The organism is Oleiharenicola lentus, from assembly GCF_051660365.1.
GTDB classification, from domain to species: Bacteria; Verrucomicrobiota; Verrucomicrobiia; order Opitutales; family Opitutaceae; genus Lacunisphaera; species Lacunisphaera lenta_A.
This window is the reverse complement of sequence record NZ_JBOZXB010000002.1, coordinates 246,203-262,940: the sequence shown is the minus strand read 5'-3', so window position 1 is coordinate 262,940 and position 16,738 is coordinate 246,203. Positions and strand designations below refer to the sequence as shown.

Annotated in this window: 10 protein-coding genes; 5 read left to right on the top strand and 5 right to left on the bottom strand. The window is 58.8% G+C overall.

Annotated elements, in window-relative coordinates:
* Window positions 1–43: 43 nt before the first annotated feature.
* The 5 genes from ACRRQW_RS15895 to ACRRQW_RS15875 all read right to left on the bottom strand — a co-directional run bounded on the left by ACRRQW_RS15895 (window position 44) and on the right by ACRRQW_RS15875 (window position 10,479).
* Window positions 44–2,728, bottom strand: coding sequence for a DUF6298 domain-containing protein (locus ACRRQW_RS15895; RefSeq protein ID WP_438482580.1), 2,685 nt, complete (start codon window positions 2,726–2,728; stop codon window positions 44–46).
* Window positions 2,725–4,266 carry an MGH1-like glycoside hydrolase domain-containing protein gene (locus ACRRQW_RS15890; RefSeq protein ID WP_438482579.1) on the bottom strand — a complete coding sequence of 514 codons (1,542 nt, stop codon included), beginning with the start codon at window positions 4,264–4,266 and terminating at the stop codon, window positions 2,725–2,727. Before ACRRQW_RS15890 ends, ACRRQW_RS15895 begins: the two co-directional genes overlap by 4 nt.
* Window positions 4,266–6,071, bottom strand: coding sequence for a polysaccharide lyase (locus ACRRQW_RS15885; protein WP_438482578.1), 1,806 nt, complete (start codon window positions 6,069–6,071; stop codon window positions 4,266–4,268). Before ACRRQW_RS15885 ends, ACRRQW_RS15890 begins: the two co-directional genes overlap by 1 nt.
* Window positions 6,072–6,222: 151 nt before the next feature.
* The gene (locus ACRRQW_RS15880; RefSeq protein WP_438482577.1) at window positions 6,223–6,852 is read right to left on the bottom strand and encodes a DUF3826 domain-containing protein; all 630 of its coding nucleotides are present in this window, start codon (window positions 6,850–6,852) and stop codon (window positions 6,223–6,225) included.
* Between the two features lie 132 nt (window positions 6,853–6,984).
* Entirely contained in the window at window positions 6,985–10,479 is a 3,495-nt protein-coding gene (locus tag ACRRQW_RS15875) for a TonB-dependent receptor domain-containing protein (protein WP_438482576.1), read from the bottom strand.
* Window positions 10,480–10,960: 481 nt separating this feature from the next.
* On the opposite strand from ACRRQW_RS15875, the gene ACRRQW_RS15870 reads away from it, so the two are divergent.
* Genes ACRRQW_RS15870 through pdxA form a run of 5 tightly spaced genes read left to right on the top strand, consistent with a single transcriptional unit; the run spans window position 10,961 to window position 16,726 of the window.
* On the top strand, window positions 10,961–12,508 hold the full coding sequence (locus ACRRQW_RS15870; RefSeq protein ID WP_438482575.1) for a sodium:solute symporter family transporter: 1,548 nt from the start codon (window positions 10,961–10,963) through the stop codon (window positions 12,506–12,508).
* Window positions 12,505–13,665: an iron-containing alcohol dehydrogenase gene (locus ACRRQW_RS15865; protein WP_438482574.1), complete on the top strand. Its 1,161-nt coding sequence runs from the start codon at window positions 12,505–12,507 to the stop codon at window positions 13,663–13,665. The genes ACRRQW_RS15870 and ACRRQW_RS15865 overlap by 4 nt, the downstream gene beginning before the upstream one ends.
* 6 nt (window positions 13,666–13,671) lie before the next feature.
* On the top strand, window positions 13,672–14,571 hold the full coding sequence (locus ACRRQW_RS15860) for a dihydrodipicolinate synthase family protein (RefSeq protein ID WP_438482573.1): 900 nt from the start codon (window positions 13,672–13,674) through the stop codon (window positions 14,569–14,571).
* Between the two features lie 9 nt (window positions 14,572–14,580).
* Window positions 14,581–15,741 carry a four-carbon acid sugar kinase family protein gene (locus tag ACRRQW_RS15855; RefSeq protein ID WP_438482572.1) on the top strand — a complete coding sequence of 387 codons (1,161 nt, stop codon included), beginning with the start codon at window positions 14,581–14,583 and terminating at the stop codon, window positions 15,739–15,741.
* Window positions 15,734–16,726, top strand: a complete 993-nt coding sequence (gene pdxA, locus ACRRQW_RS15850) for a 4-hydroxythreonine-4-phosphate dehydrogenase PdxA (RefSeq protein ID WP_438482571.1) — start codon at window positions 15,734–15,736, stop codon at window positions 16,724–16,726. The genes ACRRQW_RS15855 and pdxA overlap by 8 nt, the downstream gene beginning before the upstream one ends.
* Window positions 16,727–16,738 lie beyond the last annotated feature (12 nt).

Genomic DNA, 16,738 nt, shown 5'->3' with positions numbered 1-16,738 from the left:
AGGGTAGCTAAAAGGAGTGTGCAGATTCGGGGTTGCGAGGACGTCAGCGCGGCTGGATTTCGCCGGCCTGGTCGAGGCCGGTGATGACGGCTTTGTCGGGAAATTTTTCCCGATATTCGCGCGCCATGTCCGCGATCGAGGCTGCCGTGGGGCGGCCGCCTTTCCAAAGACGAAGATTTTGGCGCGGAGCGCGCTGAATGCCGCCGGCCGGCGCGAACTCTTCGCCCTTCGCCGTGCGAAACCAATAGGTGAGATCGATCACATCGACAAATTTTGAGCGCTCGGCGTCCGCGAGAATCGCATCCTGCACATCTTTCGTCGCGCTGAGCGCGATGAGGGGGCGGTGGCCGGTTTCGCGTTCCCACTCGGCAATTACATCGAGCCAGAATTGCATGAAATGTAACGGTCCCGTGTTCTCGGCGCTGAGTGTGTGGATGACGTTGGTCTCGCCGGCGAGATTGGCGAGGCACTGCCGAATGTAGGCGCGATGCAATTCACGATGCAGCGGCTTGGAGATGTCGTAGAATTCGTCCGCCATCTTAATTGTGTCACCCGTGAAGGGCGGTGGCTCCGTGAAGATGGTGCCGTTGAGGTTGTTCACCGGACGCCACGGTGAATCGACCCAGTGCGCGCCCGATTCGATAATGTTGTGCTGAAAATACATTTCGTTGATGAGCACGAGGCCGTGCTGGCGCGCCTCCGCGGCAAACGTCCGCAGGCGGGAGAAATACCACGGATTATATTTCGTAAGATCGTAGCGACTGAGACCGTCCCACGCCTTGCCTTGCCCGCTGCGCGCAAACGGTTGCTCGAAAAACGGTGGATACACCTCCGCATCCGGACGCCGGATCATTTGGTGGTCGATGCGGCGGCGTTCATACCAAAGTCCATAATGATGACGAAACGCCACGATGCCCTCGCGGACCATCCGTGCGGCCACGGCGGGAATTTCGTCTGTCAAACCCGTGCCCGTGCGCCCGGGCGAGAAACGCGTGATCGCCGGTCCCACGCTCGACGCCAGCGCCGGCTCAAGCCGTCCAAGCCACCACGCGCCCGCGGTGTCTTTGCCGGCGAGAACTTTGTCACCGAGCTTCAACCATCCCTTGACGAGCTTCAGCGGTTCGCCGGGCGCGATCGATTTCGGCGCGAGTTTTGTCGCAAGATCCGGGACGGCCTTTTCCAGCGCAACGATCGTTGGCGCCATCGGTGCGTAAGCGCGACTCACGAGCGCACCGAGCGCATCTTTGCCGAGACGCGCCGAGAGTTGCGCGCGATAGAGGCTGTCGGGATTGGCGAACTCGTTGCACATGCTCCAGCGGCCGTCGCCGACGAATTGTCCCCACGTCGCCACGGCCCAGTTGTGGGCACCGGGCGGTTGACGGCTCACGATGATCGACGCGGCGCTTTCCCAAATCACGGAGTTCGCCGCAGACCAACCGACGCCTTGATTCCACGTTTCACGGTTATCGAGACTGAGCGTGTTGCCGTCGATTTTGACGTTATCGAACAGCAAACCCGACGTCCAACTGCCGACCGAACCGCTGAAGCTGTGGGCGTCCACGGCCTCGCATTCCAAAAACACGATCGGGCCGGCGGCAAGATAGCCGGTGGTAAAATCGTTTCGCCCCTGCTCCGCGCGGCAGCGCAGGAAAAGCACTTGTTGCCCGCGCGAGTGAAAACTCATCCGGCGATACCCACCGATCTCCGAAACCGGCGCGAGCGAAGCGCAGTCCTGAATCGTGATGCGGGCGGCGCGCGCCCCGACTTGAATCGCCGAGCCCGCAAAATGCACCGCTGTCACATCGCTCACCCACACGTCGCGCGCGGCGTGGAGATCGATCGCGTTCCACGCATGTTGTTCGTCGAACGGATTGCCCCCGTCGAAGGCCGACTCGCAACGCAGGTTTTCGATGCCGGCATTTTCGAGATAACCGGTTTGCGTGTAAGGCGTGACCTTGCCGGCGCCAAAACGTTTTTCGAGCGCCGTCGTGATCGGCGCATCGAGCGTGAGGCGCTTGCCTTCCACCGCGATGACCACGCGATCGGCATTCACGTTAAACGCACCGGGCTTCCAACTGTAAGGCTGGCGCCCCGGCGCGACATCCATGCCGAGAAAATTAATCCACTCCGCCGTGCTCGGACGTTCGACGGTCACGAGCGTGCCAACTTTAAACCCACTTGCATCGGCCACGCTCAACGTGTGCATTCCGACCGCGACGTAATCATCCGTAATCGCCACGGCCGCGTGCAACTCTTCGCGCAAAAATTTTCCAGAGAGTTCGATCAAGTGCCGGCGATCCGTGCCCGTGGCTACAAGCACCGTGCCATTCTCCTCGCGACCCGATCCGCGCAACACGACGCCGCTCGCGCGCACAAAAATCTGTCCTGCGATTTCGTAGCGACCAGGCGCGAGTTGCACCGCACCACGCATGCCGTCCGCGCCGAGCGGTAAACCGGCAACGTAATCAAGCGCCGCCTGGATGCGCGCGCCATCATCGCCCTCAACGGGATTGACCAGCACCTTCGCCTCCGCGACTGGCCACGCGACCCCGCCACCACGATAGCCCGCGTGCGAAAAATCCGGCACGCGATCGCCATTCGACTCGGCGTGATAGATGAGTTTGCCATCTTTACCGAGCGAAACGGGCGCCGGAAATTCCTTGGCGGAAATCACTCCGCTCAACGCCAACGCTGTCAATGCAGCTGTCGCCCGGTGGATAAAACTCATGGCAGTTTGACGGTGATGCGTTCAAGTGTCGCGGACTTCGCGATCGATTTTCCGTCGACGAGAATTTGCAAACCGGCCCCGCGACCGTAGCGCGAGCCGTCTTTGTCCCACAGAATCGTCAGGTCGCGGCCATGATAGCGGACATTGTCCAAACAGAACCAATCCCACGTGCCTTCCGGGAGCAGCGGCGAAACTTCTACCACGTTATCCGCTCGCGGACGCAAACCCACGACACCGGAAATCACGAGGTCGGCGTAGGTCGAGTGGTTGTAGTAATACGAACGCGGGTCGCGACCTTTTAGCCAAGCACCTGTTTTTTCGTCCTGATATTCGCCGAGGTAAGGCAAACCATCGAACACGTGGCTCTTGGTGTAAGTGAGAAACGCGTCGTAGTAATCCGCTTTGGTGACCGTATCTTGCGGATAATCGCGCAAGACATTCGCGAGCGCGGTGATGGTTTGCGCACTCGCGTAGGGCCAGACGGCACCGTCCCACTCGCACGTGCCGGTGCCCCGCGAGCGGAAGGTCGATTCGCGGCGTTCCGTGGTCGTGATGCCCCACGGGGCTTTAAACCCTTGCTCGTCGGTCAACTGCGCCCACGCGCGCTCGTAGCCCTGCCCCGCTTCGGGCAGATTAAAATACCACGGGATAAACCCGATCTCTTCACGCACTTTGATCGGTTCGAGTGCTTCGTTCACCGAACCGAAAAACACCAGCGACTCGTTCCACAGGGTCTTTTGCACGTCGCGCCGCAGCTGCGCGGCCTTAGCGGAAAACTCCTGCGCGAGATCATCGCGCCTGGCCAGGCGCGCGACTTCGGCAATCGCGAGGGCGTTGCCATACATGTAAACGCTGATCGTCGGACGCACGTTCTTCAATTTGCGGCCACCACTGACCGACTCCTCCATCGCGTCGCGGACATCCGTTTGCCAGAAAAGTCCATCGGGGCGCATCTGTTCCACTTCCCATTGGCGGTAATCAACCACGATTTTATCGAGCAAACCGGTGAGTTCAGTCGTGTCTCGCGTGACGAACCAGCGCGACCACAACGCGTGCGCGAGCCATTGCGAATATTTGTGCAGAGTCGGTTGCGGTTTTCCATCCGGCCCATCGATCCAGTAACGCACGTAGTCACTCACGACTGCCTGATCACGCAGCCAGCGCAGTTCCATCAGATGATGACCGAGCGCGCTGCTCACCGGCTTGGTGCGCGTGATGAATTCCGTAAACGTCCAATGTCCGTTGATCGAAGGCGGGCGCAGGTGCAGACGCAGCGCCCACCAACGGAACCAATAATTTCGCTCGACCGTCTTATCCGGGCATTCAAACCAGGGAACGTTGTCACGCAGCCACGGCCACGTTTCTGATTTCGGCGTCGTGGGCACGATCACTTGCGGCTCCATTTCGTTGAAATAAGTGACGTGTTTCTCAAAGGCGTCCGGTTTAAGCACTGCCGGCGCGGCCTGAGCAAAACTCGCGAGAGCCAGACTCGCGGCGCAGGTGAGAAATGCGGTGTGGGGTAAAACTGAACGAAGCATCACAGCTTATCTACATTGTTGGCGAGTTGCGTGTAGTCGATGGCCTTCCGCGGGTCGGTGCCGTTGAGAAATTCTTCGATGTTCGTGTAACCATCACTGTCGCTATCGAGCACCGCATCGGAAGCATCTTTTGGATTTAAACCGTGCGTAATTTCCCATGCTTCCGGCAAGCCATCGCCATCGGAATCGACGTAAGGTTTGCCGGCGTAATTCGGCCAGCCGCCCACTTCGTTGGGATGCGTGACGTAACCTTTGGTCACGTATTCGCTGAGCGCTTGCACCCACTTTTCGGCGTAACCATAGAAACGCGCTTTTTCCGCAGTGCCGGCGTCGACCGTGCGTGGCGCAATCACGCCGGTGCGCACGTTTTCGATAATGCGAGTGTCGACGCTGTCGCGGCGCGGGCGCGTCGCCCCGGCGTTGGCGAGGACGTAATCGTAGGCCTCCTTCGCTGAAGTGATGCGTAAAGTGGCGTGAGCGAACGGTTGATCCACGCGGATGGCGGCGAGGGCTTCCGCTAACAATTCGGTTTTGAAGTTAAGTGCGGTAATCTCTGCCTCGGATTTTTTAACGAAGGCAGCGCGCGCGACTTCGTCCTTCGGCGCAAAGGTCATGCGCTCGCGCAAGTGGCGTTGACGATTACTGACGTCGGGCTGGACACCGCCTTCCCAATTGTCGTGAGTGACGCGGTCGTTGCCTTCGACGACATTGCCAGCGACGTAGGCTTTGCCGAAATTGTTCACGACGGTTTTGCTGCGTTCAGACTCGGGTTTGAGCAGGCGATAACGAACGTCGCCCTCCACCGGCGTGCCGGGGCCGGGCTTGAAATAATTATTGATGATGTTGTAGCGGCTGCGGTGGTCGCCGCCGTCGATCGTGCGATGACGATAATTAAACAGGACGTTGTTCACGAAGGTGAAATCGCCGTCCATGCCGACGCTCGGATTGCGACCCGTATTGCTGGCCCAAAGGTTATGGTGAAACGTGCTGTTGTGTCCGCCGATCGTCGAACCGAACGCGTGATGGTAAGTGCTCAGCGACTCCGAAGAGATGCTGTTCTGAATGGTGATGTTGACCGTGGGCAACTTGAGCGAAGGTGTCTTCGGGTTGTTGTCGTGATCGAACATGTGACGATACATCGAGATGTTCTCGTCGAGGCTCCATGAGGTCGAAACGTGATCCACGATGACATTGCCCACCGGATTACCGCCGAGCGAATCGTCGCGATCAGCCGGGTCGGTGTTACCGCGGCGAAAGCGGAGGTGGCGGATAATTACATCGTGCGTTTCAACCTCGACGGTTTTGTCGGCAAAACAAATGCCATCGCCTGGCGCGGTGGCACCACTGATCGTGATGTAGGGCGCACGAATCCGGATGCGTTCCTTGAGATGGATGACACCAGCCACGTTGAAAACGACGGTGCGCGGACCGGCTGCCTCACACGCCTCGCGGAAAGAACCGGGGCCACTGTCGTTGAGAGTGGTGACGACGTAGATTTTGCCTCCGCGACCGCCGAACGAATACATGCCCCCGCCCCATGCACCGGGAAACGCCGGGATGGTCGCCTGCGGGAGGTCGGCAGGTTTCGCGGCGCCCGGCAGGTAAGGCTTCCCCTTCGCGGCCCACGCGGCGAGTTCGGTTTGCTGCGTTGCAAAAATTTCGTCGGAGCGCCGGTCGGCCGCGGCTTTGCGAGCGTTCATCGCGGCCTGAAGATCGGGCGGGACTTTGGGGTAGCCCTGCGCGAACGATTGGAGCGTGGTCAGCGCGAGCGCGGCGGCGAGGAGGCAGGCTTTACGAGGAATCATGGGGCGAGTGACGCGCGTTGAACGGGGTTGGTTGCGGAAGCTTAGGATTCCGGAGTTTAATTTTTGAATGCTGTGACTTTAGCAACGGCGTGGTCCGACGAAACATAAATGACCGCGCGCTTTGCCCCGTATTCTCGGGGTTTTTAACGCTCTACTTTTTGAGATTCTTCTCGGCTTCCTTCATGTTGATGCCGGCTTTTGCGAGGTAGTTATTGATGCGGCCTTTGTATTTACCAAACCAGCCGTGCTTTTCGTCCGAGGTGCTCGCGTCCATCGCGTGCTCGCGCGCTTCCGTTAGCCACGCGAGGATTTGTTTGCTTTGCTCCTCGGTGAGGTCCGGGAGCATTTTTTGATACACGCCAAACGTCAGCGGCAGCACGCCGTAAGTCATGCCGTTTTTGACGCCGTCGACTTGCTCGGCAGTCAGTTCAACCGAGAGCTTCGCCACATACGCAAAATGCAACGTCGCCTGCTCTGCTTCCGCTTTCGCGCGAACCACAGCGAGTTCAGAATCGAGCGCAGTTTTGTCGGTCGCGAACTTCGCTTTGGCGGCTTTGACCGCCTCATCGCGTTTCGCATGAATCACGCTCAGATCCTGATATTGCTGCGCGACGATATCACGCACGCGCGCCGATTTTCCGGCATCGTTTAACGTGAGCGCGCCCGCGATTTTTTCCGCGCGCTGGAAGTAAACTGGCGAGAGATTCTCGGCCGCAAACGAAGAGGAAAACGCACCGCACGCGAGCAAGAAGCCGAGACTGAATTTAGAGCGAAAAATCATGATTTTAAAATGACGCTGCGAGCGCAGCGCGGATACAGTTTTCAGTAAATTTAAGTGGAAGTTTTCAGAGAGAAAAAAGGCCCGGTCTGGTGAAGACCGGGCCTGAGAATAACAGGCGATAATCAGGCTAGATTACCATTTACCGTTGATGCCAAACGACCACGTCGTGCCGAACTCGCGGTAGCTGGCGGTCGCTGCGTAGGTCGGATACAGGCCGAGATCGTCTTTGAAGACTTCTTCACGATCACCGTTGAGCACGTCACGGCCACTGAGGAAGAGGCTGTAGCGTTTAGACAACACGTAGTTCAAGTTCACGTCCACCGAGGTGGCTTCCGGTTGATAGCGGCGAAGGAAATTACCTGCATAGACCCCGGTGAGCGCTGTGCGGGAAACTTCATTTTCGTTACGATACGTGCTGCGCACCTGGGCCGTAAATTTACGTCCGGAGTATTGGAGACCAAGGCCGCCGAATTTGTTGGCCCGCCGGGTAACCGTAGGGGTCGAGGTCGGCGTCACCGTAATCGGAGTTCCGTTCGGCGAGTTGAACGTGTAGGGAACCGGCGCTGTGGGTTCGCCCAAACTGTTGAAGGCATAGCTCGCAAACCCGGAGAGCCGCTTACCCCAATTGCCGAGGAAGCCAAAATCCTGACGAACCTCAAATTCCCAACCATCCAGCTTCTGCGTGCCTTGGCCGTTGTAAGAAGTGTTCAGACGGAAGTTTTGATACGCCGAGGGCTCCAATCCGAGTGCGGGTAGCAGTTCTTGGTAAAGCTCGCTGTCCGAATAGCTGGAATTGGTCTCAACCTGGTTGGTGATATGCTTCTGATAATAAGAAACCGAAAGCGCACCGCCTGAGTCCGTGTAATAGGCGACTTGGAGATCGTAGTTAAGAGAAACTTCCGGCAGGAGATTCGGATTGGCTACCGCAATAGTGCCGATCGTGCCGTCCGCCGGAATCGTCGTATTTTCTGTGATGCTAAACGCGTTGTTACCCGAAAGCAGACCGGCATTGCCGCTTTCCAGCGTGGGCTGTTTGAACGAGCGCGAGACGGAAGCTTTGAGATCAATTTTCTTCGTCAGCTGGTATTTGGTATTAAAACTAAATGACGGATCACCCGTCACGCGTGCCTTAATCTGACGATTGGTGACCAGCAAAAGTTTACGTGATTCGAGCGTCGCCCCAGTTCCGGTGGCTGGGCCGTAAAGATGATCGGGATATTTGATCCCCGCGGAATTCAAACGCGCCAACAGCGCTGAATCAGAAAGGAAATTAGTAATGGCAGTGATCGAGCCGTCAGCATTGGTGCGATTCACCGAGGCTCCGTTAAACGTCACACCAGAAAGATAGAAACTATCTTTGTAGATACGGCCGTCAGCCGTCTTGGCGTAGTTCCATGCATTATCCGTAGAAGGGCCGCGACCTTCGCGTGAAGAGACCTCCTGACGTGCACCGGCGACAATCGAAAGACGGTTACGGAGAAAACTGCCGGAGAGCATCGCATAGTAGGCGTCCTTGGTATCAGTCATTGATTTCTGCTGATTCGCGAAGCTGTTGTAATTCTCAAACAACGTGTTCGTGGCTTCAGGGCCATCCGGTAGATAAAAAATGTCGTTCGCCTGTTCGATGGCGAAGAGCTTGTAATTAGATCCCCATCCTTGGGCAGGAAGGCCAAAGCCAGGCGTCTGTCCGACGTAATGCGTATCCAAGACGTCAGAAATCGAATACACCGCTCCCGGGCGGAGAATCTCCCGATAGTTAACACCGAGACCCGATTTCTCAATTTTCTCCACATCACGCCGGGCACCGAATTTGAAGGACAAGGAATTCGAACCGATAAACGGCAGGAAACTCAAATCACGATCCACATCGAGTTTATACAAACCGACGGTGCTTTTGTTGAGCGCCTGACCAGATTTGGCCGTGGTGCCGTCAAAGGACCAAAGATTGAAATCGGTGTAATCTTTCGGCTGGCCAGCGAGTGGCGTTCCCGCACGCCACACGGCAGAGACTTCGCTCGGAGCTCCATAGGCTACGTTTCTAAGGATCACCTGTCCGGGATTAAACACGAACGCGGATTCTGAAAAATGTCCGTTTTCCGTGTCCTTAAATTCGCTTTCCGAAACCGAAAGACTTCCGGACGCGGCGATGTTCCAGCCGCCCAGTTTAACACTGTAAGCCAGCTGCGCAGTCTTGGTATCACCGACGCGATCGCGGGTGGTAACGGTTTGCGAGATGGTGTTAGAGCCGGTCGTGCCGATCGTAAAGTCCGAGCCCCAATCAGCCCCTGCGGCCAGAAGCGGCCTCAAGTCCAAGCGACGCTGGCCTTCCACGGCATTAAAGGTCGCGTATTGAAAATTAGCGCGCAACAGCTGCGACGCGGATGGCTTCCAATCCAAGCGCACGTTACCGGAAACACGTTTCGCCAACTGCGAACTGTCCGTAACTTGTGAGCGACTCAGGACCGGATTCTCCAGGGACACTACCTTGCCAGCCGAATTAGCGTAAGTGGTGGTGGCCGTTGTCCAAGTGGGCGCCGAAACGTAGGATTGATTAATTTGATTGGTAGAAGACGCCGTGAGCGAAACACCGAATGTCTTAGAAAACGGGTATGACGCCGTGAACTCCAAGCCGGGTTGAATTTTGTAGGTGCTCTTGTTCACTGGACCTACGCTTTTTTTCAGCTCAGGTTGGAGCGAGTTAACATTGAAGAAAACTCGTCCAGAGTAGCTGGGCTTCGCCTGCTCAAACGCGGTTTTGGTAATCAAATTAATCTGACCGCCCATCGAATTCGAAGGCATGTCTGGGGTCGCTACCTTAATCAATTCCACCCGCGAGGCGTTGTTGATCGACAATTGATCGAGCGCCACCTGACGACTCAGATCGCCAGGGGTCGCGCTCGCCACAGGCAAACCGTCAATCAAGATCGCCGTATCCGACGGGCCAAAACCACGCACGGATACGCCGGTGGCATCTGAATCGGCATAGCCTTGGCCGTTGTTGTTGAATGAACCGTAATCGACTTGCACACCGGGCATGAACTTAACGAGTTCGCCCACGTTACCGCTCGGGATGTCGCCGAACGCGTCGGTCGCGACGACGTTTTTAATGTTAACGGAATTGCGTTGTTCCGCGATGGCGATGGCCTGGGCGTTTTTATAGCGTTCAGCGCTCACCACAAAAGGATCCAACACAATCGTGCCGTCCTTGTCGCGTTGCGTGGAAGCAGTTTCGCGGAAGGTGAAATCCTGATTTACGGCCACACCGCTCATCGCGGTCACACTCGCCGTCTGTTCGACTTCACCCGTGTAATTGGCTTTCAGCGTAACTTCTCCTGCGGGCACATTATCAAACTGATACTCGCCGAAGGAATTGGTTTTCGTTTCGCGGTTGGTGCCACTGATCGTCACGATCGCATTCTCGATATACTTGGCGTTCGAGGCGTTGAGCACCTTGCCTCGAATCGTGCCGGTGGAAACTTGTTGGGCGAACGCGGGCGAGAGCGCCAGCGTGGCGGTCATCGCGAGCGCGAAGGCGATTCGGACAATGGACTGACAAACCGCGGCGAAGATCCGCGGGCGGGACGAAGCAACCGAAGGATTCGGCTGCTGGTGGGGTTGGTTTTGCATAGCAGGGTTTTTTGGTGAGCCGGACGAAGGCCTGGGGGACGCAGCGTCCGGTGCGGTTTCTTGGTTAGAAAAATCCGTTCCCGCTCGTCAGGACCCATCGCAAAAAACGGGCGCAGACGTTCCGTGGTTCGCTGGTGCTGCCGCGACGAGACAAGGAAAGTAACATGTCCAATTTTTGGGGTTTGGGGGACGTGGGGTAACTTACCCGGCCAAAATATCCTAACGTAAAGATACATTCTTCCGAGTTTCGGATATTATTTGCCGGTATCCTAAGTCAGGGAAATATTCGCATTTCGGGAAAATATTTTTGCAACGCGCTCGTTTGCATCGGGTTGAATCTGAAGCTTTCCGGCAAAGACCCGAATTCGCGTGCTGAAAAAATATCGGCGAAATCTATTTTGTAATTTTCCCATGTTACACTGCGTCACCCTGCGCTGCGTCACCGCGTTCGAACTGTGTGCGCCGCCCTTCTTTACCCCGCATGCATTTTCTCGATTATACGGTCATCGCGCTCTACGCCGTCGGCATCGCTGTGCTCGGGCTCCTCGTCGGTCGCCGGCAAAAAAACACCGAAGATTACTTTACCGCCAATCGCAGTATTCCGGGCTGGGTGGTTTCATTCACGCTGATGGGCACGATCATCGGCACCGGCACATTTGTCGGCCATCCGGGAACGTCGTTTCAAAAAGGCCTGATCTTCGTCGTGCCGCACATGATCCTGCCGGTGGTGCTGTTGCTCGTGGCGAAATTTATCGTGCCGTTCTATCGCCGCGTGGTGCGCATGAGCGCGTATGAATACATCGGACAACGCTTCGGTCTGGGCAGCCGCCTCTACACCTCGTTCGGATTTCTCGCGGATCGCGTGTTCGATATCGGCGTGACGCTTTTCACGACGGCGATTGCCGTGAACGTGCTGACGGGCTGGGAACTGCGCTCGGTGATCGTCGGCGTCGCGGCCTTCACCGTCGCTTACACCATGCTGGGTGGCATCAAAGCCGTCGTGTGGACGGATGTCGTCCAAGGCACCGTGCTGATTCTCGGCGGAACGTTTGTGCTGGCGCGGCTGCTTTTCGCTCCGGAAGCCGGCGCACCTTTTGCTGTAGTTGGCGAAGCCTGGCGCGGCGGCCGGCTCACGCTGGGTTCGTGGGATTTTTCCTGGAGCAGTTTATTTAACGAACACACCACGACCGCGTGGCTCTTCACGTTAACCGCCGCCGTGCAATGGGCGCGGCGCTACGTGTCCGACCAGCATCTCGTGCAACGCTACTTGCTCGCGCGCACCGATGCGGAGGCGAGTCGTGCGGCCGTGACCGGCGCGCTCATCTGCGTGCCGGTATTTTTCACGTTCATGTCTATTGGCGCCTGCTTCTACGGATTTTTCACGCTCGCGAAAGTGCCGGTGCCGGAACTGGGCGACAGTATCATGCCGTATTTCATGATGCATTATCTGCCGGTCGGCGTGTTGGGGTTGGTGTCGGCGGCAATTCTCGCGGCCGCGATGTCTACGATCAGTTCCGATCTCACGAGTGTCGCGACCGTGGTGACCACGGATTATTTCTCGAATTTTCTCCCGAAGAGTTCCGAGCGCGCGCGTTTACTTTTTGGACGCTTGATGGTCGTCGCCGGCGGCGCGCTCGCGGCGATCGCGGCGACCTTGCTCATTCCGGAAAAAGGCGCGGCGCCGGTCATGGAACGCGCCATCGTGATCGCGGCAATTTTATCGGGCGGCACGTTGGGCCTGTTTTGTCTCGGCTTCCTTACACGCAAAGCCACGCGCCTCGGTTGCACGATCGGCATCGTGTGCTGCTTGGTATTCACCGCGTGGGCGGTCGCCACCGAACCACGCGGACGCATGATCGATCTCGGTTTTAATTTCGAAATGAACCCGATCCTCATCGGCGTATTCGGGCACGCGGTGCTGTTTATCACCGGTTACGTCGCGAGCTTAATCTTCGGCGGTTGGAAACCGGAGAACGTCGAAAATCTCACCTTCCATTCCCTTTCCACGAAAAAGGCCGTCGCCGCATGAGTTTCGTCGTTCCACGCACCGTCACCTTGCAGCAGCCGCCACGCATCACGTTTGGCCCGCACAGCGCCGAAGCGGCTCTGAACGAACTCGCCCGCACCGGCCGATACAAACGCGTCTTCGTTTGCGCGTCACCCTCGGTGCGCAGTCACGCGGAAAAACTCACTGCGCCATTCCGCGCGACCTCAGCAGCCGTCGAAATCGTCGCCACGATTCCGCCCGAGCCCACCGCCAGTCTCTGCGAAACCCTGCGCGCGCGCGCGAAATCTTTTTCTCCCGACCTCGTCCTCGCAATCGGTGGCGGCAGCGTGCTTGATGTCGCCAAGCTCGTCGCCGCATTGCACGACCGCCCGGAAAGCGTGGATAAATTTTACGGCATCGGCGTGCTCGCGGGCCGCCGCACCGCACTCATCTGCGTGCCCACCACGGCTGGCACCGGCAGCGAAGTCTCGCCCAACGCGTTGCTTTTCGACGAACCCACTTCTTCCAAAAAGGCGATCATCAGTCCGGCGCTCGTGCCCGACGCCGCGATCGTCGATCCGGCGCTGATGGTGAGTTTGCCACCCGCGCTCACCGCGACCGTGGGCATCGATGCGCTCACGCATTGCCTCGAAGCTTACGCCAACCAAGTCGCGCATCCGCTCGTCGATCCTTATGCACTCGAAGGCGTGCGCCTGATCGGCGCGCATCTCGCGCAAGCGGTCGCTAACGGTCACGATCTTGAAGCCCGCTCGGCCGTCGCGCTCGGCAGCCTCTACGGCGGCCTGTGTCTTGGCCCGGTCAACACCGCAGGCGTGCACGCCCTCGCCTATCCGCTCGGCGGCGAATTTCACCTCGCGCACGGCGTCTCGATCGCGCTCATGCTCCCGCACGTGGTGCGTTTTAACTGCTCCGTGATGCCGGCCCGCCACGCCGCTCTCGCCCGCGCCCTCGGCGCGCACAGCGACGGCGATCAGGCGCTTGCAGCGGAGTTACCACACTTGCTCGAAAAATTGATCGCCGCATGCGGGCTCACGGGCGGGCTGTCCGCGCACGGCATCCCGCGCGAAGCGCTCGGCAAACTCGTCGAAGGCGGCCTGGCTGTCACGCGGCTCCTTAAAAATAATCCGCGCGAAATCACCCGCGTCGACGCGCTCCAAATCTACGAAGCCTCGTTCTAATTTTCCATGTCCACTTATGCCCGCCACCGCGGCGTGATCGTTCCGCTCGTCACGCCAGTCACTGCCCACGGAGATCTCGACGAAGCCGCCGCCGCGCGACTCGTCGACCACCTCGCCCGCAATGGTTGCGGCATGCTTGTGCTCGGCACCACGGGGGAAGTTGCTTCGTTGCCCACCGCCACGCGCCGACGCTACGTCGAGATCGCGGTAAAAATTGCTGCCGGCCGCACGCCGGTTTTTGCCGGTGTCGTCTTCAACAGCCTCGCTAACTCCATCGCCGCCGGTCGCGATTACTTGCAACTCGGCGTCGACGCCGTCGTGGGCCTGCTGCCCAATTATTTCAAATTGGAGCCGGTGGAAATGCTCGGCTATTTCACCCAACTCGCCGCCGGGTTGCCCGGCCCACTGCTCGTCTACAACATGCCCGTGACGACCGGCATGTCGATTCCGGTGGAAATCATCGAACAGCTCAGCCGCGTTCCCAACATCACGGGACTGAAAGACTCCGAAGGCACAGCCGGCCGCCGCGAGGAAGTGTTCGCCCGCCTCGGCAGACGCGCCGATTTTTCCCTTTTCATGGGCATCGCCGCCAATTCTGTCGCCGCGCTGAAACTCGGGTTCGTCGGCCTCGTGCCGAGCTCCGGCAATCTTTATCCGGAGCGTTGGAGCGAACTTTACGCCGCCGCGACAAGCAGCAACTGGACGCGCGCCGAGGAATTGCAGCGTCAACTCGACGCGATCGGCGGCGTGTTCCAACGCAACCGCACGCTCGGGCCGTCCCTCGCCGCGCTGAAAGCCGGCCTTGCCACGAGAAATCTTTGCGGTCCGCACATGGTTTCACCGTTGCGCGCGTTGCCCGAAAGCGAGCAACTTGCCGTGCGCGAGGAAATCAACCGCCTCGGCTAATTTTTTGCGATGAACCGTCTCCCTCTCATTGTCCTCGCCGACGATCTCACTGGTGCCGCCGAAATCGCGGCCATTGCCCACGCGGCGGGCTTGCAAGCCGTCGTGCACACCTCGCTGCCCAAAAGCCCGGTCAAAGCGGACGTCATCGTTTTCGACACCGACACGCGCCTCGCCACGCCTGCGCAAGCCGCGAAACGCGTGCGCGAGATCACGAAGAAACTAAATCGCTGGCCGCACGACGGATTTTTCAAAAAAACCGATTCCGTGCTGCGCGGCAACGTCCTCGCTGAAATCGAGGCCTGCGCGGCCGAACTTCAACTCGCGCGCACGTTGCTCGTTCCCTGCAATCCTTCGCTCGGCCGCATCATTAACAACGGCCAATACCTGATCTCGAACGTCCCGCTGCACAAAACGAACTTCGCCCGCGACCCGCACCATCCGCGGCTCACGTCGGATGTGCAAAAACTACTCAGTCCTGGAAAAAATTCCGCATTGGCCTCCCACTCGCCTTCCGAGCGTTTGCCCAAGACGGGCATTATCATCGGCGAGGCCGCCTCGCCCGCCGATGTCGCACTGTGGGCTTCTCGGGTGGATAAAAATACCCTGCCGGTCGGCGGCGCCGATTTTTTCCGAAACTGGCTCGTGCGTCAGCGCACCCCGGAGCGTCATCCGACTTCGACCACGCTTGAAGCCGGCAACGCCGTGTTGTTGAGCGGCACCGCCACCATCAACGATCCGCTCACGCCTTTGCCCGGCACAGTGCTGGCGCTCTCGCCCGAATTCATCCGCTCCCGTGTCGCGTTATTCGATGAAGTCGGCGCCGAATTAAAAGCGACAGGCTTTCTCTCGCTGCACACCGGCGGGCACCTTGCCAAAGCAATCGGCACACCTGAAATGATCAGCCGCGCATTCGTGCGCCTCGCGCAGGATTTGCACGAAGCCTCCGCGTTTACGCACCTGATTATCGCCGGCGGCGCGACCGCTGCGGCCGTGCTCAAGGCGCTCGACTGGTCGGAACTGCGCGTGGTGCGCGTGTGGGGCCCGGGCGTCGTCACCCTGCAACCCTCCGCGTCGTCGCAAGTCACCATCACCCTCAAACCCGGCAGCTACAGTTGGCCGAATTCGATCAGCGAACATTTTCACTCCGACATTTTTTCGAATCATGCCTGAGCAACCGATCGTCGCGATCACGCTCGGAGACCCGACCGGCACGGGCCCCGAGCTAATTCTGAAAGCGCTCGCGCAGCCGGAAGTATCCGCGCTCGCCCGACTGCTTATCGTGGGCGACGCCGCGACGCTGGCTCGCGCGCAGGACTACACTAAAACTTCGCTCAAGATCCATGCCGTCACCCACGTGCGCGCTGCGCAGTTTGCAGCCAACACGATCGACGTGCTCGATTTAAAAAACGTCGACCTCGCGACGCTCACACTCGGTCGCGTTGCCCCGCAAGCGGGCCAGGCAGCCTACGAAGCCATCAAGGCTTCCACCGAACTGGCGCTCGCGGGCGAGATTGGCGCAATGGTGACTTCAGCGATCAACAAAGCCGCGCTGAACGAAGCCGGCCATCATTTTGATGGCCACACCGGACTGCTCGCGCACCTCTGCAAATCGCCCGGCGCGACGATGATGCTCGCGGCGGATAAACTACGCGTCAGCCACGTCTCGACCCACGTCTCGCTACGCCAAGCCATCGACCGCGTGCGCCCCGAGCGCATCATTAAAGTCCTCCAACTCACCAATGCCGCCGTGCGTCGCCTCGGCATCGAGAAACCGCGCCTCGCGGTGGCCGGATTAAATCCCCACGCCGGTGAAGGCGGTTTGTTCGGCACGGAGGAAAAAGAATTTATCGCGCCCGCCATCGAACAAGCGCGCACGCTCGGTCTCGATGTGCACGGGCCGTTTGCCGGCGACACGATTTTCTTCCGCACGTTGCAAGGCGAGTTCGATGCCGCCGTCGCGATGTATCACGATCAAGGTCATGTCGCCGCGAAAATGCTCGGCATCTGGCGCGGCGTGAATGTGACGCTCGGCCTCCCCATCATTCGCACGTCCGTCGAACACGGCACGGATTTCGCCAACGCCGGCACCGGTCGCGGCGATCCCCGCAGTCTCATCGAGGCCATCAAACTCGCCGCTATCATGGCGCGTAACTAAAATGCATTCGCG

Coding starts and splice junctions, on each gene's coding strand:
- ACRRQW_RS15895 (WP_438482580.1), bottom strand. CDS start 2,728: ATGAGTTTTATCCACCGGGCGACAGCTGCATTGACAGCGTTGGCGTTG.
- ACRRQW_RS15890 (WP_438482579.1), bottom strand. CDS start 4,266: ATGCTTCGTTCAGTTTTACCCCACACCGCATTTCTCACCTGCGCCGCG.
- ACRRQW_RS15885 (WP_438482578.1), bottom strand. CDS start 6,071: ATGATTCCTCGTAAAGCCTGCCTCCTCGCCGCCGCGCTCGCGCTGACC.
- ACRRQW_RS15880 (WP_438482577.1), bottom strand. CDS start 6,852: ATGATTTTTCGCTCTAAATTCAGTCTCGGCTTCTTGCTCGCGTGCGGT.
- ACRRQW_RS15875 (WP_438482576.1), bottom strand. CDS start 10,479: ATGCAAAACCAACCCCACCAGCAGCCGAATCCTTCGGTTGCTTCGTCC.
- ACRRQW_RS15870 (WP_438482575.1), top strand. CDS start 10,961: ATGCATTTTCTCGATTATACGGTCATCGCGCTCTACGCCGTCGGCATC.
- ACRRQW_RS15865 (WP_438482574.1), top strand. CDS start 12,505: ATGAGTTTCGTCGTTCCACGCACCGTCACCTTGCAGCAGCCGCCACGC.
- ACRRQW_RS15860 (WP_438482573.1), top strand. CDS start 13,672: ATGTCCACTTATGCCCGCCACCGCGGCGTGATCGTTCCGCTCGTCACG.
- ACRRQW_RS15855 (WP_438482572.1), top strand. CDS start 14,581: ATGAACCGTCTCCCTCTCATTGTCCTCGCCGACGATCTCACTGGTGCC.
- pdxA (WP_438482571.1), top strand. CDS start 15,734: ATGCCTGAGCAACCGATCGTCGCGATCACGCTCGGAGACCCGACCGGC.